Genomic DNA, 19,667 nt, shown 5'->3' with positions numbered 1-19,667 from the left:
CATGCTGTGGAACACGATTTGGCTGGCCCTGCGCTCCATTCGGCGCAACTTGCTGCGCTCGTTTTTGACGATTTTGGGCATTGTGATTGGGGTCAGCGCCGTCATCACCATGGTCACCCTGGGCAATGGCGCCACGCAGGCGGTGCAAAACCAGATTGCCGGCTTGGGCAGCAATTTGCTGCAAGTGCGCTCGGGCCAGCGCCTGGGGCCGGGTGCGGCACCGGCCCCCTCGTTCAAGGTGAGCGATGCCACCACCATTGCCCAGCAAATTGGCGGCATTGCCGCTGTCGCGCCCGAGGCCCGCTCCGCTGGCACCGTGGTGGCCAATGGCCGCAACTGGAATACCAGCTTTATCGGCAGCAGCAATGACTGGCTGATTACCGGCAACTGGCAGCTGGAGCAAGGCCGCCCCTTCACCCCCCAAGAGCAACGCGCCGGGGCGGCGGTGTGCCTGATTGGCAGCACCTTGCACCGCGAACTGTTCAACAACACCCCCGATATCTTGGGCGAGCAGCTGCGCTTGAAATCGTTTTCGTGCGAGATCGTGGGCCTGCTTGGCTCCAAAGGCCAGGGCGCGTTTGGCAATGACCAGGACGATGTGGTGTTTTTGCCCCTGACCACCTTGCAGCGGCGCGTGACGGGCAACCAGCGGCTGAACACGATTTTGGTCTCGATGGCCGATGGCAGCGATCCCGAGCGCGTCAAGGCCAGTTTGAACCAACTGCTGCGCGAACTGCGCAAACTGGCCCCCGGCGACGATGACAACTTCAACGTGCTCGACACCAAGCAGCTGGCCGACACCATGGCCGGTGCCACCAAGGTGATGACCACGCTCTTGGGCGCGGTGGCGGCGGTCAGTTTGCTGGTGGGCGGCATTGGCATCATGAACATCATGCTGGTCAGCGTGACCGAGCGCACCCGCGAGATTGGCCTGCGCCTGGCCATTGGGGCCCTGGAGCGCGAGGTGCTGCTGCAGTTTCTGATCGAGGCCGTGGTGCTGGCCGCGCTGGGCGGTTTGCTGGGCATTGCCCTGGCCACGGTCGCTTCGCTCCTGCTCACGCAGGTGATGCAGGTGCCGTATATCTTTAACACCAGCATCAATGTGCTGTCGTTCGTGTTCTCTGCCGTGATTGGCGTGGTGTTTGGCTACTTTCCAGCCCGCCGGGCCGCGCAGCTTGACCCGATTGAAGCCTTGCGGCATGAATAAACAAAGCTGTTAGCGCTTTTACATAGGCGGTTTTAAAGCTAAAAAGCCTTGAAATGCTTATAAATAAAGCGCTAGCAGCTATGGTTTAAGCCACTAAAGGCCAATCTGGATGGCCCGGCACACCGTAGAAAGTACGGCGGCCGATGCTGGCTTTGCCCGGTGTTGCACAATCGCGCCGCCTGGCGGGGGCCCCGCTGGGATGCAATGGCAATGGAATAAAGGATGCACCGTGTTTGGCATGACAGAAGAGCAGTTTTCAGAGTTTTTTTCGACCTACGGCGTAGGGGCGTTGATTCTTTTCATGGTCTTCATCATCGGCAATTTGGCCTGGCAGTCCAAAGCGGGCAAGTTCGGCACCTTTGTTTTGTTTTTGGGCTTGGCCGTGGGTTTTCTGGGTTTTATCGCCAAGTACGTGATCCAGTGGTACTTAGAAAACCACATGTAAACCGGCCAGCCAGCAGCGGGCCCATGGCTTAGCGGCCCAGCGCCTGGGCCGCCGCGATGCCGCTGCGCACAGCACCTTCGAGCGTGGCGGGGTAGGGCCCGTCGATATAGTCGCCACAGGCCCATAACTGGGGGGCAATGGCCTGGCCTGGGCGGGCGACGGCCGGTGTACACGCAAACGTGGCGCGTTTGTCGATCACGGTTTTGAGGGCTTGCAAGCGGGGCAGGGCCAATTGCGCTTGGGCTTGCGCCAGCGTTAAATTTTCTAATTCCGCACGGCCATGCTGATTGGCGCTGACCACCAAGGCCAGCAAACCTGCGGGGCCGCCAAGCTGGCCTTTGTCAAACACAAATTGCGCTGGCCCCCCCTGCAAGGCCAGCATGGGGCGGGGCAGTTGCACGCCTGCGGCCCAGGCGTACACCGTGGCAATAGCGGTGTGGGGCAGTTGGCCTGCCGTGGCCGCCCAGGCCGGGGCCGTGGGCTGCGCCAAACGGGCCGCTTCGTGGCTGGGGGTGGCCAGCAGCACGTGGGCAAAGGGGCGGCCATTGACCTGCCAGCCTGGGCCCGTGCTGCTGCGGGTGAGTGTGTGCACCCGTGCGCCCAGGTGCAGTTGGGCCCCTTGCTGGGCCAGCCAGTGGGCGGCGGCCTCGGGGAACAAGGCCCCCATGTCCACGCGGGGGATCAGAAAGTTGGAGCCGCCCCGCCCGGCAAACAGGCTGTCGGCCAGGATGCGCAAAAACACGCGGCCACTGGCTGTTTCTATCGGCAGGTTCAGGGCCGAGACGCACAGCGGGGTGACAAAACCATCGAGCAAACGCGGCGGCAGGCCTTGGCACAGGTCGGCCACGGTGGCCTGGGCGGCGCATTCAAAGCCTGCCCTGTGCCAGCGGGCGGCGCGGCGCAGCAGGGCGAGTTTTTCGTGCCAAGTCCAGCCTTGGGCGCGGGCGATGCCCAGCAGCGCATCCCAGGGTGGGGGCAGATCGGGCAGGTGCAGGCCCTGGTCGTGGCCATCGCGCAAATCCAGGGGGCTGCGGTAAAGGGCGTGGGCAGGGTCGATGCCCACGTGCCGCATGAGCGCCAGGCTGTCGCGGTAAGCGCCGATGAGGATGTGCTGGCCGTTGTCCACCCGCCACATTGCGCCCTGCGGCCCGGCAATGTCCAGCCCCCGGGCGCGACCGCCCCAGTGGCGGCTGCTTTCAAAGACGCTGATGGCGTGGCCACCGGCCTGCGCCAGCGTGACGGCAGCGGCCATGCCGGCCCAGCCGCCGCCGATGATGGCGATGTGGGGTTTTTGTTGGGCAGTGCTCACATGCGGCCCAGGGCCTGCATCTTCCAGGCCAGCCACAGTTTGCGCAGGGGGGTCAGGCCGATGCGCTGGTGCAGCACTTGGTAGTGGCTCGATTCAATCTCGCGCAGCAGGGTGCGGTAGATGCTGGCCATCATCAGCCCGGGTTTTTGGCTGCGGCGATCGGCTTCGGGCAGCAGGGCCAGGGCCTCGTCATACAGCTGCTGGGCGCGTGCGACCTGAAATTGCATCAGGGCGGTAAACCGCTCGGAATACTGGCGCTCAAGCAGGTCGCTGGCCGGAACGTTGAAGCGCTCCAACTCTTGCAGGGGCAGGTAGATGCGCCCGCGCAGGGCATCTTCGCCCACATCGCGCAGGATGTTGGTCAGCTGAAAGGCCAGGCCCAGCTTGTGCGCGTAGGTGGTGGTGGCCGCGTCGGTTTGGCCAAAAATTTTGGCGGCCACTTCGCCCACAATGCCGGCGACCAGGTGGCAATAGCGCTCTAGCCCGGCAAAGTCGGTGTAGCGGCTGTAGGCCAAATCCATCTCGCAGCCTTCAATCACCGCGTGCAAATGCCGCGCTTGGATGCCGTAGGCGCTGGTGTGCGGCATGAGTGCTTGCAGCACCGGGTGGCTGGGGTTGCCGGCAAAGGCGGCGCTGACTTCGCGGCTCCACCATTGCAGGGTGCGGGCGGCAACCTCGGGGTCGTGCACCTCATCGACCACATCGTCCACCTCGCGGCAAAAGGCGTAGAAGGCGGTGATGGCTTGGCGCTGGGCTTCAGGCAAAAACAAAAAGGCGTAATAAAAACTGCTGCCCGAGGCAGCAGCTTTTTGCTGAACATAGGTTTGGGGTGTGGTCATCGCGCAGGCAAAGGGGCTTACATGCCCAAAGATTTGAGCAAGGCAGCGGTTTCGTCATCATCCCCTGTGCCAGCGGCGGCAGCGGCGGGGTGGTTGGCGTTGGCGGTGGCTTGGTTGGTTTGCTCCATGATGGCATCGGGGTCGATTTCTTCCGAGGCATCAAAGTCGTGCAGTTTGATGAACTCGGTGCTATCGACGGCCAGCTCCAGGTAAAAAATATTGCCGCCCGCGGTGTAGAAGGTCACGCGCCGCGCCTCGGGGTTGTCCAGGTTGGCATCGACACTGAGCTGCACCTGCTTGTTCAGCACCAGCATCTTGGGCTGGTTTTGGGTGATGTGGGTTTGCATCTCGCGGCGTACTTTGCCGGTGAAGTCGCCCACTACCTGGTTCATCAACTCCCCCATGACGTTGCTGACCTCGTCGGCGGTGTGGGAGTTGGCCAGGTCGTCCTTGCTCAAGCCCATATTGAGCAAATAGCTGCGGTACAGCTCCATGGCGGCATCGGCTGACAGGTTGATGATGACCAGGCCAGAAAAACCGCCGTCAAACAGCACAAAGCAGCCAATATCGGGTTTGAGGTAGGTCTTTTTGATCCGCTGCACCACCGCTGAATACTGCACTTGGCTGTTGGTGGCCATGCTTAAAACACGGGTTACAGAGGTGCACAGGGTGACCAGCAGGTCGTTGGTGCCCAGGGTGTCGTCGGTGGTAAGGGTCATGGTCATAGGGTGGGGATTGTCCTTTAAGCGGGCATTATCGGCCGCCTGCAGGGCTTGGGGATGTTGAATGCGCCCTGGGTGGGGGTGGTAGTAACCCGCTATCCCCGAAAAATTGGGGTAACTGTGTGGATAAGTCTGGGTTTTACAAGGTTTGCATGCATAAGTCTTTGTTTTTGCGTGCGTTGCCACCCTTTGCTTAGAAAGCGAGCAGGTGCTGCCCCAGGGGGGAGGCCAATGCGGGCCGTGCTGCAGGCTGGGGAAGACCTCCTTAGACTAGCGCCCTTTCAGAATCAGGGAGATGGCCGTGCTCTACGCTTTTTTGGCTTTGTTGGTGCTGCAGTGGGTGGGGGAGGTGCTGGTGCAGGCCTTGGGACTGCCCTTGCCAGGGGCGTTGGTGGGGGCGTTGCTCCTGCTGGTGGGTTTGTTGCTGCTGGGGCGTTTGCCCAAAGCGCTGGAGCAAACATCCGGAGCGCTGTTGCAAAATTTGATGCTGTTGTTCATTCCCATTGTGGCCGGGGTGATGCTGCACTTTGAACGCATTGCCAGCGAGTGGCTGCCGTTTTTGGCCTCGGGCATTGGTGGGGCGGTGCTGACGCTGCTGGTGACAGCGGCGGTGTTTCGCTGGCTGCTGCAGCGCAGCGGCCAAAAGACGGAGGTTGAGGCTGAGGCTGCGGAGCCCAAAGCATGAGCGCGTTGTGGCAAAGCTGGTTGCATGGCGATTTGCCTTGGCTGGTGCTGACCGTTGGCGCGTATTTGCTGGCGGTGTGGCTGTACAAGCGCAGCAATTTTTACCCGTTGCTGGTGCCCGTGTTTACGGCGGTGGCCTTGGTGGTGGCGGTGCTGCTGGCCACCAATACACCGTATGCGCAGTACCGCGCAGGGGTGCAGTGGCTCACGTTTTTGATTGGCCCGGCCACCGTGGCGCTGGGCGTGCCGCTGTACACCCAGCGCCAGCGCATCAGGGCCTTGTGGCGGCCCATTGCAGTGGCGCTGCTGGTGGGGTGTGTGGTGGGTTTGACCGGGGCCATGGGCATTGCCTGGGTGCTGGGCGGCAGTTGGCAGACGCTGGTGTCCTTGGCGCCCAAGTCGGCCACCATTCCCATTGCCCTGCCGATGGCCGAGCGCTTGGGCGGCGAGCCTTCTCTGGCGGCGGTGGCCGTGGCAGTGACCGGGGTGGCGGGGGTGATGCTCAGTGGCCTGTGCATGCGCTTGCTGCGGGTGCGTGACCCGGCGGTGCAAGGCTTTGCCCTGGGCCTGACCGCCCACGCCATTGGCACGGCGCGGGGGCTGCAGATGCACCCTACGGTGGGGGCGTTTGCGGCTTTGGCCATGGGGCTCAATGGCGTGGCAACGGCCGTGGTCATGCCGCTGGTGGTGGCGTTGTTTGCGCGCTTGCAGTCCTAATAACGTGAGCTGTTTCCGCTTTATTTAAATGGTTTTTTATATAAAAACGCCATTTAAATGATTAAATAAAAGCGGAAGTAGCTATTATTTTTGATCTGCTTGCATCCTCAGTGTCCGCCAGAGGATGCCGGGCCAGTCCCCCTTTTTGAGCTGCAGCCGGGTGTGCAGATTGCCCCCTTGCTGGGCCTGCACTTTGCGCAAAATCGCCCAGCCGCCTTGCACCACCAGGCGCAGCTCCCAGCCAATGCGCCCGGGCAGCTGGTGTACCAAATCTTGCCCGGCGTGCATCAGGGCGGCGGCCCAGGCGCTGCTGTCGGCCAGCAGTTGGTGCATGGCCGGGGTGACTTGGGCGGCCTGCAGGTCTTGGCGGGTGATGCCAAAGCGCTGGCAATCGGCCTCGGTCAGGTAAAAGCGGCCCCGGGGCAGGTCTTCGCTCAGGTCTTGCCAAAAGTTGATCAGTTGCAGCGCGGTGCAAATGGCATCGCTGCGCTGCAGTGCTTGCGCGTCGGTAATGCCGTACAGGTGCAGCAGCAAGCGCCCCACGGGGTTGGCTGAGCGGCGGCAGTAGTCCAGCAACTCGGCGCGGTCGGCATAACCGGCGGCGCTGGCGGTTTTTTCAATGTCCTGGATGAAGGCACTGAGCAAATCATCGAGCAGCGGCACCGGCAGCTGGTGGCGGGCAATGGCCTGCTGCAGCGGGGTGAACACAGCGCTCCAGCGTGCGCTGGTGGCGAGGCCCTGGGCGCAGGCGTGCAGGTCGTGGCGGTAGGCGCTCAGATCGGCCAGGCGCTGGGCCGGCAGGGCAGCGCCCTCATCGGCCAAATCATCGGCAGTGCGGGCAAAGGCATAAATTGCCGCAATTGGCGGGCGCAGGTGCGCGGGGCACAGCCACGAGGCAACGGGGAAATTCTCGTAATGGGTGCGGTGCGATGCGGCCAGGGCGGGCGTGTCGGTCACACTTTGTGCACGATCATGCACATGGGGAGGAGGCAGGGGCGTATTCACTGTCGCATTGTCGCTTGACAAAGCCTGGGTCGCCCCCTAGATTGCCGCGCCATTTTCGAAATATGCCGTAAGCGAGTTGCTATGAAATTTTTATCATCCCTGCGACCTGGGATTGTTGGGTTGGGCCTGGGCTTGGTGCTGGCGGCGTGCTCGCGCCAAGCCGTGCCCCCGGAGCCGATCCGGGCGGTCAAGCTGCTGCAAGTGCAAGCCCATGCGGCACAAGCATCGCGCAGTTTTGCCGCTGAGGTGCGCGCCCAAACCGAGGCCCGTTTGGGGTTTCGTGTCGCCGGTAAGCTGCTGCAGCGCCCGGCCCAATTGGGGCAAGCGGTGACGGCAGGCCAGTTGCTGGCCCAGCTCGATGCCCAAGATTACGCCCTGGGGGCGCAAGCGGCCCAGGCACAGGTTCAAGCGGCGCAAACCCAGCGCGATTTGGCCCAGGCCGATTGGCAGCGTTTTTCGGCCCTGCAAGCGCAGGGCTTTATCAGCCCCGTAGAGCTGGACCGCCGCCGCGCCCAACTGGAGGCGGCCCAGGCCCAGCTGCAGCAGGCCAAAGCCCAAGCGACCGTGCAAGGCAACCAAAACCACTACACCCAATTGCGCAGCGATGCCGCAGGGGTGGTGACCGGTGTGCATGCCGAACCGGGGCAGGTGGTGGCCGCGGGTGCGCCGGTGCTGACGGTGGCGCTCGATGGCCCGCGCGATGCAGTGTTTGCGGTGCCGGAAGGGTTTCAGGCGCAACTTACCGTGGGCCAGACCGTGCAGGTGCAGCCATGGGGAGACGGTGCCGCGTTGGCAGGCCAGGTGCGCGAGGTGGCCGCCAGTGCCGACCCCGTGACGCGCACTTTTTTGGTGAAAGTGGCGCTGCCCCCAGCCGTGGGGGGCCAGGCCCTGGCACTGGGCAGCACCGTGCAGGTGGTGGTGCCGGGCGGCACCAGCATGGCCACCACTGCGCCCAGCGCCGCACCCGCTGAGGTGCTGACCTTGCCCAGCAGTGCCGTTTGGCAGCAGGCCCAGGGGGGCGCGGCGGTGTGGGTGTTTGATGCGCCTACTTCTACCGTGCGGGCGCAAACCGTGCAGTTGGGAGGGGTGCAGGGCAATGCCTTGGTGGTGCGCTCTGGCCTGCAGGCTGGGCAGCAGGTGGTGGCCGCAGGCACCCATGTGCTGACCGAAGGGCAAAAAGTGCTGGTTTATCAAGGCCCAAGCCACGGGGCCGTGGGGGCGCAACCATGAGCACGCCGCCCGAAAATCCGCGCAAGGGCTTTAACATTTCGCGCTGGGCGCTAGAGCACATGGCGCTGACGCGCTATTTAATGGTGGTCATTTTGCTGCTGGGGGGGCTGGCGTATTTCCAGCTGGGCCAGGATGAAGACCCGCCGTTTACCTTTCGCGCCATGGTGGTGCGCACGTATTGGCCCGGGGCCACCGCCCAGCAGGTGGCCGAGCAGGTTACCGACAAGATTGAGCGGGTGCTGCAGGAGGTGCCCTCGGCCGACAAGATCAGCAGCTACTCCAAACCAGGCGAGTCGCAAATTATTTTTCAGCTGCGCGATACCTCGCGCCCTGGCGATGTGCCACAGCTGTGGTACACGGTGCGTAAAAAAATTGGCGATATCCGCCACACCTTGCCCCAAGGCACGCTGGGGCCATTTTTTAACGACGAATTTGGCGATGTGTATGGCGTGATTTACGCCTTGAGCGGTGCAGGCTTTACGCCGGCAGAGCTCAAAGACTTGGCCGATGGGGTGCGCCAGCAGCTACTGCGGGTAAAAGACGTGGCCAAGGTCGAGCTGTTTGGCGTGCAGGATGAAAAGCTGTACATCGAAATCTCGCAAAAACGCCTGGCCACCCTGGGCCTGGACATGCAGCAGGTGATTGGCCAGCTCAACCAACAAAACGCGGTGGAAAGCGCCGGGGTGATTACCACCGACCTGGAGCAGGTGCAGCTGCGCGTGGGCGGGCAGTTTGATGCGGTGGAGGATTTGCGCGCCCTGCCGCTGCGTGGCCCTGCCACCGCGACCACCCCAGGGCGGCAATTGCGGCTGGGCGATATTGCGCAAATTACCCGGGGCTACAGCGATCCGGCCAGCGTCAAGGTGCGCTTTGACGGCGAGCAGGTGGTGGCGCTGGGGGTGGCGATGACCAAGGGCGGCGACATCATCGCCCTGGGCAAAGCCTTGCGCCAGGCAACCCAGTCGATTGCCACGCAACTGCCTGTGGGGGTGACGCTGAAAAACGTGCAAGACCAGCCGCAGGCGGTGGCCAGCTCGGTCAATGAGTTTATTCAGGTGCTGATCGAGGCCGTGGTGGTGGTGCTGGCGGTCAGCTTTGTCAGCCTGGGCTTGCACACCCGCAAGGATGCACCCGTGTGGTGGCGGCGCTGGACGATTGATCCGCGCCCAGGGCTGGTGGTGGGGGTGACGATTCCCCTGGTGCTGGCGGCCACTTTCTTGGCCATGTGGTATTGGGACATTGGCTTGCACAAAGTGTCGCTGGGCTCGCTCATCATCGCCCTGGGGCTGTTGGTGGACGATGCCATCATCGCGGTGGAAATGATGGTGCGCAAAATGGAAGAAGGGCACGACAAGCTGCGCTCGGCCACCTTTGCCTATGAGATCACCGCCATTCCGATGCTGACCGGCACCTTGATCACGGCGGCCGGCTTTTTGCCCATTGGCATGGCCAAGTCCATGACGGGGGAATACACCTTTGCCATTTTTGCGGTGACGGTGATTGCCTTGGTGCTCAGCTGGCTGGCCTCGGTGTACTTTGTGCCCTACCTGGGGATGCTCTTTTTAAAAGAGCGTGTTCGGCATGTGGGTGAAGGGTTTGCGCCCAATCCGCATGAGGTTTTTGATACCCCCTTCTACAACCGCTTTCGCCGCTGGGTGTATGCCTGTGTGGAACACCGCTGGCTGACCATTGGTGCCACGGTGCTGATTTTTGCCCTGGGCTTGCTGGGCATGACGCGGGTGCAGCAGCAGTTCTTTCCCGACTCCAGCCGCCCGGAAATCATGGTCGATGTCTGGTTCCCCGAGGGCACGGCCCTGGCGGCCAATGAAGCGGTGGTCCAAGACATGGAAGGCGTTTTCCGCACCCTGGCCGGGGTGCAAAGTGTGACGGCCTGGGTAGGTTCGGGCGTGCCCCGGTTTTACTTGCCGCTGGACCAAGTCTTTCCCCAGCCCAATGTTTCGCAATTTATTTTGCTGACCGATGGGATTGCGCAGCGCAAAGCCTTGCAAGAGCAATTGCCGCCCTTGCTGGCGGAAAAATTTCCGCAGGTGCGGGCGCGGGTCAAGCTGCTCTCCAATGGCCCACCCGTGCCCTACCCGGTGCAGTTTCGGGTGCTGGGGCCCGATCCGCAGCAGCTGCGCACTCTGGGCGATACCGTCAAGCAAGCGCTGCGTGCGCACCCCGATATGCGTGGCGTGAACGACAACTGGAACGAGGCCGTCAAAGCCGTGCAGTTAGAGATCGATCAAACCAAAGCCCGGGCGTTGGGGGTCAGCAGCCAGTCGATTGCCCAGGCCAGCAAAATTTTGTTCAGTGGCACCACGGTGGGCCAGTACCGTGAGGGAGACAAGCTCATCGACATCGTGCTGCGCCAACCCCGCCAGGAGGGCAACCAGATCGGTGCTGTGGAGCAAGCCTATGTGCCCACGGCCAGCGGCCAGGCCATCCCACTCACGCAAATTGCCCAGCCGCAGCTGGCCTGGGAGCCGGGGGTGCTGTGGCGCCAAGGGCGTGAGTACGCCATTACCGTGCAGGGCGATGTGCGTGCGGGCATTCAGGGCGCGACGGTGACCAAGGCGTTGCTGCCGCAATTGCGGGCGCTGGAGCACAGCTGGCAAGAACAAGGCCTGCAGGGCTACCGCATCGAAGTGGCCGGGGCCGTGGAAGAAAGCGCCAAAGGGGCCAGCGCCATTGCGGCGGGCCTGCCGGTGATGCTGTTTTTCGTTTTTACCTTGCTCATGCTGCAGCTGCACAGCTTTAGCCGGGCGGTGCTGGTGTTTCTCACCGGCCCGCTGGGCATTGCCGGGGTGGCGGCGGCGCTGTTGGTGCTTGATCGGCCGTTTGGCTTTGTCGCCCTGCTGGGGGTGGTGGCGCTGATGGGCATGATTCAGCGCAACTCGGTGATCCTGATCGACCAGATCGAAACCGATCGCGCCCGGGGCGTGCCCGCTTGGGATGCGATTGTCGAAGCCGCCGTGCGTCGCCTGCGCCCCATTGCCTTGACGGCAGCGGCGGCGGTGCTGGCAATGGTGCCCTTGTCGCGCAGCGTGTTTTGGGGGCCGATGGCCGTGGCGATCATGGGCGGATTGATGTTGGCAACGGTGCTCACGCTCTTGACGTTGCCGGCCATGTACGCAGCCTGGTTTCGTGTGCAACGCCCACAACCGGCCGCAGGGGAGTAAAAAAGAGCGGACTAAGCCCTGGTGGTTTGTATTTCGCCACTACAATAGTCAGCTTGGCAGCTGATAAAGGCGGGTTCTTGTGCCCGCTTTTATTCTGCCCAAGCGCGGGTGGCGAAATTGGTAGACGCACCAGGTTTAGGTCCTGACGGTGGCAACACTGTGCGGGTTCGAGTCCCGCCCCGCGCACCATAAAATTATTAATAAATTCAAGGGCTTATAGAGAAATCTGTAAGCCCTTTTGTTTTGGTCAGATTTCCGGTTTTATCCTCGTCTTTACGGCTTTTCCCGACCCTTTCCAGCGGGAATTTGGGAAGCATCTGCGTAAACTGCTCTGCTGCGTGACCGCTCCATGATCGAGGGCTTGCGCTTTCACGACCTGCGGGCCACAGCCTTGACCGGCTATAGCTACTCGTGCCACTCGAACTGGCGTTTTCCGTCTTTGCTGCGCATCAGCACAGCATCGCGCGTTGCCTTGCAAATCCACTCCTGCTTAGATTGATCAATCTCTGCATTGCTTGCATGCAAAGCATCAGGCGTGAGGACTGCAGCCAGCTGGCAGGATGGCGCACGAACAGACTCGTACTGAATCCACTGTACGCCTGTTTTGACGGCTGCTTCAGCGAGCTTGTGGGTTGCGCTGTAGTCTGACGGATGCTTCCAAATATGCGCAAAATCGACCCAGGGTAACTCCATCAAATTGATGGCTTTGCCTTGTACTGTGGCTTGGTAAAACGTGTGCTCGGTAACAACCGCGCCATCTCCAGACAAGCCAGCACTGTCCAAAATGAAGCGCATGCGCCAGTAGGCGATTTCAGAACAGGCCCCCTCCAAGGTTGATGATCCGTACCACAGCCCACTTTGCTGGCCTGGGCGAAAGCGTGAGCTATGGTGTGGAAAATAGCGAAAAGGACTTAAAAGCAAATAGTGCTTGCTGACCTGTGTTGGAGGTATCGGTGGCTTGCTTTCCTCCAGCAATTGCTCCAACACATCTTGCTCTTCCAGCGTATCAACCAGTTTCATGGAGGCAGCGATGTACTGGGTTTCTACCCCGCGCCACGCGCCCTCCATGCTCAGCTCAATGCAGTGCGTCTCAAGCCAATTGGGGTTCCAGCTTTCTGACCTCATGATGCTGCACGCATTCCATCTAAATACGACAGGGTACGCACCAAACCGTCGGCCTTGCAGATCAACTGATTGGGCTGACCTACCAGCGCTTTGTTGTAGCTGTTCATCCAAATCTTTCGCTTGCCTTCATCGCCACCGATTAGCGGATCCAGCGAGCGGAAAACGCGGATCAGCAGCAGCGCCAGTTCACCTTCCTTGGAATCGGGGGCAATAGTTCGGTTGCTGTTTTTGATGCGCGATATGGTTGGCTCGCTCACGCCAATCACAGCCGCCAAATCTGCATTGCTCAAACCCAGTTGCTCGGCAGCACTCAAGGTGGCCTTAGTCAGGACGACTGCACGGTCGAGTGTTGGGCGTTGAATGGCTTGCATGTGCTCTCTCCTACTAGCTAGGGATGCGATTGCGAAGGGTCGCAATCCATTGTTGGTGTAGATCATACTTAACAAAGTATTTTTTGAAATTATTTTCTAATTTTCTTTCATTTGATTGGGGTAAAGCTGCATGTCAAAGCCATAGCACTACGGACAGCCATTGGCGGTCGATTGATGGCAAGTGGTATGAGGTACCAGTCTTCGGTTCTTTGCACCCGCTGCACAGGCTGGTGCTGCGCAGCAGGCAAAACGCAAAATATTTTTAAATTTGGGTAAACCGAATGGGCAAGTGCCTCGTTAATGGCGATAGGTTCGGTTGTGTTAAATCAAATTCAGCTACAGTAGCACCCGGTTTCTCACTGAACTAGCGTTTTGCTCTATTGACAACAATCCTTTTGAGAGGTGTTTTTCATGAAAAAATCCGTCCTGCTGGCCTCCTTGCTTGCCGCTTTCGCCTTGACCGCTTGCGGTCAAAAAGAAGAAGCTGCTGCGCCCGCTCCCGCACCTGCGGTTGAGCAAGCCGTTGAAGCTGCCAAAGACGCTGCTGTTGAAGCCACTGATGCCGCCAAAGAAGCTGCTGACCAGGCCGCAACCGCTGCCACTGCCGCTGTTGAAGAAGCTGGCGACAAAGCGCAAGCCGCTGCTACGGATGCCACCGATGCTGCCAAAGACACCGCTGCTGAGGCTGGCGAAAAAGTAGAAGCTGCTGCTGACGCTGCCAAAGAAGCCCTGGACAAGGCTGCAGATGCTGCCAAAGAAGCTGCTGATACTGCTGCCAAAGCCGCTACCGAAGCCGCCAAGTAATTCGCGTTCACCACAAAAAAGCCTGCTTGCTTAAGCAGGCTTTTTTATTGGTGCGGCCCGGCAGCGTGTTGGGCGCTGGCCAATAAAAAAACCGCTGCCCAGGCAGCGGTTTTGTTTTGATTTTGGTTTGGGGATGGCACCAGCGGTGGTGGCCGCCGCTGGTTGGAGGACTACTTCAGGTCTTCGGCCAACACCCGCACAATGTTTTGCGCCGCTTTGGTGGTTTCCGGCTGACCCTGGGCATTCAAGACCAGTACTTGGCTGCTTGTGCCTTCGCTGCGCACGGCAATTTGGTATTGCTGGGGGGTGTTTTCGGCTTGCTTCTTGCTGCTGAACTTGCGGGCAAACCAGCCTTGTTTTTCCTTGGTGGTTTCGGCCTTGTTGGCTTGTACATAGCGCACGTAGTACAGCCCTTTGCTGCGGTCGCGGTCTTCCACGGTGAAGCCAGTGCGATCCAGGGCCACGCCCACAATGCGCCAAGCGCGGTCAAATGGCTCTTGCATCGCCAGGGCCGGGGCATCTGCGACGGTGATGATTTTGACGCTGCTGGTTGTGTTGCCACCTTGGGCTGCGGCTGAAGCAACCAAGGCTTTGGATTGCTCTTCGCTGGTGCCCAGTTTGATCATCAGGCGGCGCAGAAATTCGGTTTCCAGCTCCGGGTCGGCACCGCGCGGTTGCCAGACGGTGGAGTCTTTCTGGCTGGAGCTGTACACCTCTTCCATGCCCCGGTGGGTGATGAAGATTTCGGTCTTGCCATCGGCGCGGCGCTCTAAGCGGGTGCGAAATTTATCGCGCTCGCTGGTCGAGTACAGCGAGTCGAACACCTTGCCCAGGGTTTTGCGGATCACGTCCTGGGGCAGCTTGGCGCGGTTTTCTGCCCAATCGGTTTCCAGGATGCCCAGGTCGGGCTTTTCCTGTTCGAGGTTAAAGCCGTGGTCGATCCAGAACTCGCGGGCGGGCTCCCACAGTTGCTCGACGGGGCGATTCACCAGCAGCCAGCGCTTGTCGCCTTCACGCAGAATTTGCACATCACCCACTTGCAAGGGGGCCGAGCGCTCGACCGTGGGCACCTGCGCTTGGCCGGCTTGCAGCGCCAGGGCCGATACCGACTTGTCTTGCGTGGTGGTGTAACGCGTGTCTTTGGACAGCTGAGTCAAATCCGGCGGCACTTCCAGGGTGCTGGCTTTTTGAGCGCTTTTGTAGTCGATCTTGTCTTCTTGAATGACGGAGCAGGCCGACACGGCAAGCGCCAAGCCAATTACGCCAGCACGGGCAAGGGGGTGTTGCACTTTCACGCGAGTTTCCTTGGGTAAGGTCCTAGGGGATTTCAATGGGCAGCCACTTTTGCGAAAAAATGGCAAACCGCGAGTTTAGAGCAAGCCAGCACCTTGCAAAGCCGATTCCACCACCGCGTGATTTTGCGCCGTGAACGGGGTCAGCGGCAGGCGCAGGGTGGCACCGCAGTGGCCCAGGCGGGCCACGGCCCATTTCACGGGGATGGGGTTGGATTCGACAAACAGGCTGCGGTGTACGGGCAGCAGGCGGCGCTGAATGGCCATCGCGGTGTCGCGGTCACCGGCGATGGCGGCTTTGCACAGCTGGCTCATCAGGCGGGGGGCCACGTTGGCCGTCACGGAGATGTTGCCATGGCCGCCGCACAGCATCAGGGCCACGGCGGTTGGATCGTCGCCCGAATACACGCCAAAGCCGGCGGGCACTTCACGAATCAGCCACTGGGCGCGTTCAATGTTGCCGGTGGCTTCTTTCACGCCAATGATGCTGTCGATCTGTGCCAGGCGCAGTACGGTTTCGGGCTGCATATCGGCGACCGTGCGCCCGGGCACGTTGTACAGCACGATGGGCAGGTCGCCCACGGCCTCGGCAATGGCTTTGTAGTGCTGGTAAATGCCTTCTTGGGTGGGCTTGTTGTAGTAGGGCACCACTTGCAGCTGGCTGTCGGCCCCCACTTGCTTGGCGTACTGCGCCAGGGCAATGGCTTCGCGCGTGCTGTTGCCGCCGCAACCGGCCATGATGGGCACGCGCCCGGCGGCTTGCTCGACGGCCACGCGAATGATTTCGCAATGTTCTTCTACGTTCACGGTGGGCGATTCGCCGGTGGTGCCCACCACGCCAATGCAGTCGGTGCCTTCGGCAATGTGCCAGTCGATGAGCTTGCGCAGGGCGGGGTAATCGACGCTGCCGTCTTCAAGCATGGGGGTAATCAGGGCGACGATGCTGCCTTGCAGGCCGACGGTGGGAGTGCTCATAAAAATTTCTGCGATTCTAAAAAAAAGGCCGAGGGGAGAAGAAAACCGCCATTTTAGTGATCTGAATGGGGGTATTTTTTCGTCGATTTTTGCCATTCATGGCAAAACAATGATTAATCTGACGAAACAATTGGTCAAATCGTTATTCGGCTTGCAGTGGCCGTAGGGTGTCCGCTGCATCGGATGCGGGACGCACAGCGGCAATGCGCTGCACCACCCGTGCAGAACCTGGGCTGGTCAGCACGCCATGCTCGTACGCCACGATGTGCCAGCCAGCACACAGGCTGAGCAACTCCCCCGGCTGCAATAAAAATTCTGCCCGCCTGGGGTGTCCATAGGCGGCGTGGCCGTGGGCAAAGGTTTCGTACAGCAGCACCCCACCTGGGGCCAGGCAGTCACGCAATTGGGGCCAGCGGGGCCGCCAGAGGTAGTTGGTCACGATGACGGCAGCAAACTGGCGCTGCGCCAAAGGCCAGGGGCCGTTTTCCAAATCGGCGGGCAGCACTTCGCCCAGGTGGGCTAGGTGGGCCAGGGCCTCGGCGTTGCGATCGACCCCGGTGACCCGGTGCCCCCGCTGCGCAAAATGGCGCAGATGGCGACCGGCTCCACACGCCAAGTCCAGCACCGTGCAGTGCGCAGCCAGCAGGTGTTGCCAGCGCAGTATCCAATCAGAGGGGGGTGGGGGAGAGAGCATGGGGCAAGAGTTTATAGCCCCAGTTGCTCGGCCAGCGCGGCCATTTTTTGCGTCACCTGGGCATCCATGGCCATGGTGCGGCCCCATTCGCGCTGGGTTTCGCCAGGCCATTTGTTGGTGGCATCCAGCCCCATCTTGCCGCCCAGGCCGCTCACGGGCGAGGCAAAGTCCAGGTAATCAATTGGTGTGTTTTCCAGCAGCATGGTGTCGCGCACGGGATCCATGCGCGTGGTCATGGCCCAGATGACCTCGGGCCAGGAGCGCACGTCGATATCTTCATCGACCACGACGACAAACTTGGTGTACAGAAACTGACGCAGGTGGCTCCACACCCCCATCATTACGCGCCGCGCGTGGCCCGCGTAGGCCTTTTTGATACTGACCACGGCCATGCGGTAGCTACACGCTTCGGGGGGCAGGTAGAAATCAATGATCTCCGGAAAAGCGCGTTGCAACAGCGGCACAAACAACTCGTTGAGCGCCAGCCCAAGCATGGCCGGTTCGTCCGGCGGCTTGCCGGTGTAGGTGCTGTGGTAGATGGCATTCTGGCGCTGGGTGATGCGCTCGACGGTGAAGACGGGAAACTCGGCACACTCGTTGTAGTAGCCGGTGTGGTCGCCATACGGGCCTTCCAGCGCGTGCTGGTAGCCGCTTTTGTGGCTGGGGTCGGGGTGGATGTGGCCCTCCAGCACGATTTCGGCGCTGGCTGGCACTTGCAGCGGCACGGTCATGGCATCGGCCACTTCGGTGCGGGCACCGCGCAGCAGGCCGGCAAACTGGTACTCCGACAGCGTATCGGGCACGGGGGTGACCGCGCCCAGGATGGTCGCCGGATCGGCCCCGATGGCCACCGCCACGGGGTAGGGTTGGCCGGGGTGCTGCTTGGCGTGCTCGGCAAAGTCCAGCGCTCCGCCCCGGTGCGCCAGCCAGCGCATGATGAGCTGGTTATGGCCGATCACCTGCTGGCGGTAGATGCCCAGGTTTTGCCGCTTTTTATGCGGCCCGCGGGTGATGGTCAGCCCCCAGGTGATGAGCGGGGCCACATCGCCGGGCCAGCAGTGCTGGATGGGCAGCCGCGTTAAATCGACCTCTGCACCCGTCCACACCACCTCCTGGCAGGGCGGGCGGCGCACGCTGCTGGGGGCCATGCTCCACAGGGTTTTGATCAGGTCGCGCCGGCCCCACAGGTCTTTCATGCCGCGCGGCGGCTCGGGCTCTTTCAGCGCGGCCAGCACTTCGCCAAAGGCGCGGATCTCTGGCAAGCCCGCCACGCCCAGGGCGCGGGCCACGCGCTGCGGCGTGCCAAACAAATTGGCCAGCACGGGCATGGTGTGGCCGGTGGGGTTTTCAAACAACAGCGCCGGGCCGCCCGAGCGCAGCACGCGGTCGGCCAGGGCGGTCATTTCCAGGTGGGGCGAAACCGGGGCGCTGATGCGGCGCAGCTCGCCCTGGCTTTGCAGTTGCGCGATGAAGTCACGCAGGTCGCGGTAGTGCATTTTGAATAAAAAGTGGTCTTATCGCTTATGGGATAAGCGCAAGTAGCTATGTATTTTATTGGTTCAATCCCATCCACGGTGCAGCCAGCGTTTGCTTCAGCCCCAGTAAATCGAGCACGCGGGCCAGGCTGTGCTGCACGATGTCTTCGACGGTTTGCGGCTTTTGGTAGAAGGCGGGCACCGGCGGGCAGACGATGGCCCCCATTTCCGTCACGGTGGTCATGTTGCGCAGGTGGACCAGGTGCAGCGGGGTTTCGCGGGCCAGCAGGATCAGACGGCGGCGCTCTTTGAGCATTACGTCGGCCGCGCGGGTGAGTAGGTTGTCGGTCAGGCCGTGGGCGATGGCCGCCAGCGTGCGCATGGAGCAGGGCGCCACCACCATGCCACTGGCCCGAAACGAGCCGCTGGCGATGCTGGCACCGATGTGGTCGATGCTGTGCACCACGTCGGCCAGGGCGGGTGCGTGCGTGCGCTCTAGGCCCAGTTCGTGGGTGATGTTGAGCCAGCCTGCGTCAGAGATGACCGCGTGGGTTTCTATGCCTGGCAGTGTGCGCAGTGCCTGCAGCAGGCGTACGCCGTAGATGGCGCCGCTGGCCCCGGAAATGCCGACGATGATGCGTTGGCGCGGTTCAGACATGGGCGGTGGCCAGCGGGGGCTGCTCAGGCAGGGGATGGGCGTGCAGGTCGGCCTGGATGTGCGCCAGCACGGCAGCGGCCTGTTCGGGGTCAAAGTCCTGGTGGTTGCGCTTTTTCACGCCGTATTTGTGCAGCTGGTAGTGGCGGGTCGGGGTGATGGCGTGGCGCTGCAGGCTGTTGCGCACGCATTCGAGCGGGCAGCCATCCAGCGCGAGGATGGGGCGGCCCGAGGTGGCCAGTTTCACCAGCTTGGGCACGTCGCCCCCGACACCGGCGATGCAAGACATTTCTGCCATGCCGGTGCGGTCCATGCGCACGGCAACGTGGTTGGCCAGCTGCGCGGCGCTGGAGCAGCCGGAGCAGGAATAGACCAGCGGCAAGGCAGCGCTGGCGGGATCGGTGGCAGCGGTTGCACCGGTGGTATCGGCAGATGGGGCGGTGTCGGTCATGGGCGGTTTCCGAACAAGGTGCTCAAAGATGGCAGGGCAGGCAGTTGCCGGGCCAGATGGGGGGCTTTGCGCTGCAGCACCGCACGCGGGCTCCAGTGGCTGGGGTCGAGTACGGGCAGCTCCAGTGCATCCAGGGCGTTTTTCACCACCAGGCCCAGTTCGGTGTCGCCTTCCATGACCAAACGGCGGTTAAAGAACAGGGTGTCCGGGTCTTGGCGGCGCTGGGCCAGCAGCAAAAAGTCTTGCGCGTTGGCGCTAATGGTCAGGTCGGCCTCGGCGTAGGGCTGGCTGGGGGCAAAGCGCTGGCCGTTCCAGGTGAAATCAAAGCCCAGCCGGGCATCGCGCACGCGGATGCTGATGCGCTTGCCGTGCAAGATGGCTTTGACATCGTCCGGTAACTGCTTGGCCAGGGCCAGGTTGATGGCGGTGACCAGCAGCAGCGAGCCGGGGTAGGCCGGCAGGCGGGCCAGCACAGCGCCCACCGG

General features: G+C 61.8%; 20 protein-coding genes and 1 tRNA gene. 8 read left to right on the top strand and 13 right to left on the bottom strand.

The genetic code is table 11. The features are described from left to right. The first annotated feature begins 1 nt into the window (after window position 1). Both J1777_RS05100 and J1777_RS05095 read left to right on the top strand, forming a co-directional pair. Entirely contained in the window at window positions 2-1,207 is a 1,206-nt protein-coding gene (locus J1777_RS05100; RefSeq protein ID WP_207574761.1) for an ABC transporter permease, read from the top strand. Window positions 1,208-1,445: 238 nt separating this feature from the next. Beyond that, on the top strand, window positions 1,446-1,652 hold the full coding sequence (locus tag J1777_RS05095) for a DUF2788 domain-containing protein (protein WP_242700406.1): 207 nt from the start codon (window positions 1,446-1,448) through the stop codon (window positions 1,650-1,652). 28 nt (window positions 1,653-1,680) lie between these two features. Here the strand turns inward: J1777_RS05095 and hpnE are convergent, their stop codons facing one another. The 3 genes from hpnE to J1777_RS05080 are packed head-to-tail and all read right to left on the bottom strand — an operon-like array spanning window position 1,681 to window position 4,519. Further along, window positions 1,681-2,961, bottom strand: a complete 1,281-nt coding sequence (hpnE, locus tag J1777_RS05090; RefSeq protein ID WP_341352935.1) for a hydroxysqualene dehydroxylase HpnE — start codon at window positions 2,959-2,961, stop codon at window positions 1,681-1,683. Then, on the bottom strand, window positions 2,958-3,800 hold the full coding sequence (hpnD, locus tag J1777_RS05085) for a presqualene diphosphate synthase HpnD (RefSeq protein ID WP_207574759.1): 843 nt from the start codon (window positions 3,798-3,800) through the stop codon (window positions 2,958-2,960). The genes hpnE and hpnD overlap by 4 nt, the downstream gene beginning before the upstream one ends. A gap of 17 nt (window positions 3,801-3,817) precedes the next feature. Beyond that, on the bottom strand, window positions 3,818-4,519 hold the full coding sequence (locus J1777_RS05080; RefSeq protein WP_207574818.1) for a DUF3334 family protein: 702 nt from the start codon (window positions 4,517-4,519) through the stop codon (window positions 3,818-3,820). A gap of 304 nt (window positions 4,520-4,823) precedes the next feature. Here J1777_RS05080 and J1777_RS05075 point away from each other — a divergent pair, with 304 nt between their 5' ends. Together J1777_RS05075 and J1777_RS05070 are read left to right on the top strand one after the other, a co-directional pair. Continuing rightward, complete coding sequence (locus J1777_RS05075; RefSeq protein ID WP_207574817.1) at window positions 4,824-5,207, top strand: CidA/LrgA family protein; 384 nt, start codon at window positions 4,824-4,826, stop codon at window positions 5,205-5,207. Then, window positions 5,204-5,923, top strand: a complete 720-nt coding sequence (locus tag J1777_RS05070) for an LrgB family protein (RefSeq protein ID WP_207574758.1) — start codon at window positions 5,204-5,206, stop codon at window positions 5,921-5,923. The genes J1777_RS05075 and J1777_RS05070 overlap by 4 nt, the downstream gene beginning before the upstream one ends. Before the next feature lie 84 nt (window positions 5,924-6,007). On the opposite strand, the gene hpnC is transcribed toward J1777_RS05070, so the two are convergent. Then, the gene (hpnC, locus tag J1777_RS05065) at window positions 6,008-6,880 is read right to left on the bottom strand and encodes a squalene synthase HpnC (RefSeq protein ID WP_207574757.1); all 873 of its coding nucleotides are present in this window, start codon (window positions 6,878-6,880) and stop codon (window positions 6,008-6,010) included. 129 nt (window positions 6,881-7,009) lie between these two features. On the opposite strand from hpnC, the gene J1777_RS05060 reads away from it, so the two are divergent. The 3 genes from J1777_RS05060 to J1777_RS05050 all read left to right on the top strand — a co-directional run bounded on the left by J1777_RS05060 (window position 7,010) and on the right by J1777_RS05050 (window position 11,529). Then, complete coding sequence (locus tag J1777_RS05060) at window positions 7,010-8,158, top strand: efflux RND transporter periplasmic adaptor subunit (RefSeq protein WP_207574756.1); 1,149 nt, start codon at window positions 7,010-7,012, stop codon at window positions 8,156-8,158. Continuing rightward, window positions 8,155-11,340 carry an efflux RND transporter permease subunit gene (locus tag J1777_RS05055; protein ID WP_207574755.1) on the top strand — a complete coding sequence of 1,062 codons (3,186 nt, stop codon included), beginning with the start codon at window positions 8,155-8,157 and terminating at the stop codon, window positions 11,338-11,340. Before J1777_RS05060 ends, J1777_RS05055 begins: the two co-directional genes overlap by 4 nt. 102 nt (window positions 11,341-11,442) lie before the next feature. Further along, window positions 11,443-11,529 (top strand) — tRNA-Leu (locus J1777_RS05050). 216 nt (window positions 11,530-11,745) lie between these two features. On the opposite strand, the gene J1777_RS05045 is transcribed toward J1777_RS05050, so the two are convergent. Together J1777_RS05045 and J1777_RS05040 are read right to left on the bottom strand one after the other, a co-directional pair. Then, a complete protein-coding gene (locus J1777_RS05045; protein WP_242700402.1) occupies window positions 11,746-12,408 on the bottom strand; it encodes an RES family NAD+ phosphorylase in 663 nt (220 codons plus the stop codon). A gap of 53 nt (window positions 12,409-12,461) precedes the next feature. After that, the gene (locus tag J1777_RS05040; protein WP_242700401.1) at window positions 12,462-12,836 is read right to left on the bottom strand and encodes an antitoxin Xre-like helix-turn-helix domain-containing protein; all 375 of its coding nucleotides are present in this window, start codon (window positions 12,834-12,836) and stop codon (window positions 12,462-12,464) included. A 411-nt stretch (window positions 12,837-13,247) separates the two neighbouring features. Here J1777_RS05040 and J1777_RS05035 point away from each other — a divergent pair, with 411 nt between their 5' ends. Further along, complete coding sequence (locus J1777_RS05035) at window positions 13,248-13,640, top strand: hypothetical protein (RefSeq protein WP_207574752.1); 393 nt, start codon at window positions 13,248-13,250, stop codon at window positions 13,638-13,640. Window positions 13,641-13,810: 170 nt separating this feature from the next. Here the strand turns inward: J1777_RS05035 and bamC are convergent, their stop codons facing one another. From bamC to ubiT, 7 genes are all read right to left on the bottom strand, one after another. Then, the gene (gene bamC, locus J1777_RS05030; RefSeq protein ID WP_207574816.1) at window positions 13,811-14,929 is read right to left on the bottom strand and encodes an outer membrane protein assembly factor BamC; all 1,119 of its coding nucleotides are present in this window, start codon (window positions 14,927-14,929) and stop codon (window positions 13,811-13,813) included. Window positions 14,930-15,010: 81 nt separating this feature from the next. Beyond that, window positions 15,011-15,907, bottom strand: coding sequence for a 4-hydroxy-tetrahydrodipicolinate synthase (gene dapA, locus J1777_RS05025; RefSeq protein ID WP_207574751.1), 897 nt, complete (start codon window positions 15,905-15,907; stop codon window positions 15,011-15,013). A gap of 142 nt (window positions 15,908-16,049) precedes the next feature. Then, window positions 16,050-16,601: a class I SAM-dependent methyltransferase gene (locus J1777_RS05020; protein WP_207574750.1), complete on the bottom strand. Its 552-nt coding sequence runs from the start codon at window positions 16,599-16,601 to the stop codon at window positions 16,050-16,052. An 11-nt stretch (window positions 16,602-16,612) separates the two neighbouring features. Continuing rightward, window positions 16,613-18,097 (bottom strand): 4-hydroxy-3-polyprenylbenzoate decarboxylase, encoded by a 1,485-nt coding sequence (gene ubiD, locus J1777_RS05015; RefSeq protein WP_207574749.1) that lies wholly within the window; start codon window positions 18,095-18,097, stop codon window positions 16,613-16,615. Window positions 18,098-18,152: 55 nt separating this feature from the next. Next, window positions 18,153-18,734, bottom strand: a complete 582-nt coding sequence (locus J1777_RS05010) for a UbiX family flavin prenyltransferase (RefSeq protein WP_207574748.1) — start codon at window positions 18,732-18,734, stop codon at window positions 18,153-18,155. Next, window positions 18,727-19,182, bottom strand: coding sequence for a putative zinc-binding protein (locus J1777_RS05005; RefSeq protein ID WP_207574747.1), 456 nt, complete (start codon window positions 19,180-19,182; stop codon window positions 18,727-18,729). Before J1777_RS05005 ends, J1777_RS05010 begins: the two co-directional genes overlap by 8 nt. Continuing rightward, a partial coding sequence (gene ubiT, locus J1777_RS05000; RefSeq protein WP_207574746.1) for a ubiquinone anaerobic biosynthesis accessory factor UbiT occupies window positions 19,179-19,667 on the bottom strand: 489 nt, incomplete at its 5' end. The genes J1777_RS05005 and ubiT, both read right to left, overlap by 4 nt.

The organism is Comamonas denitrificans (assembly GCF_017368815.1).
Taxonomy (GTDB): Bacteria; Pseudomonadota; Gammaproteobacteria; order Burkholderiales; family Burkholderiaceae_C; genus Comamonas; species Comamonas denitrificans.
The sequence above is the reverse complement of the archived record's forward strand: the minus strand, read 5'-3'. Positions and strand labels throughout refer to the sequence as shown.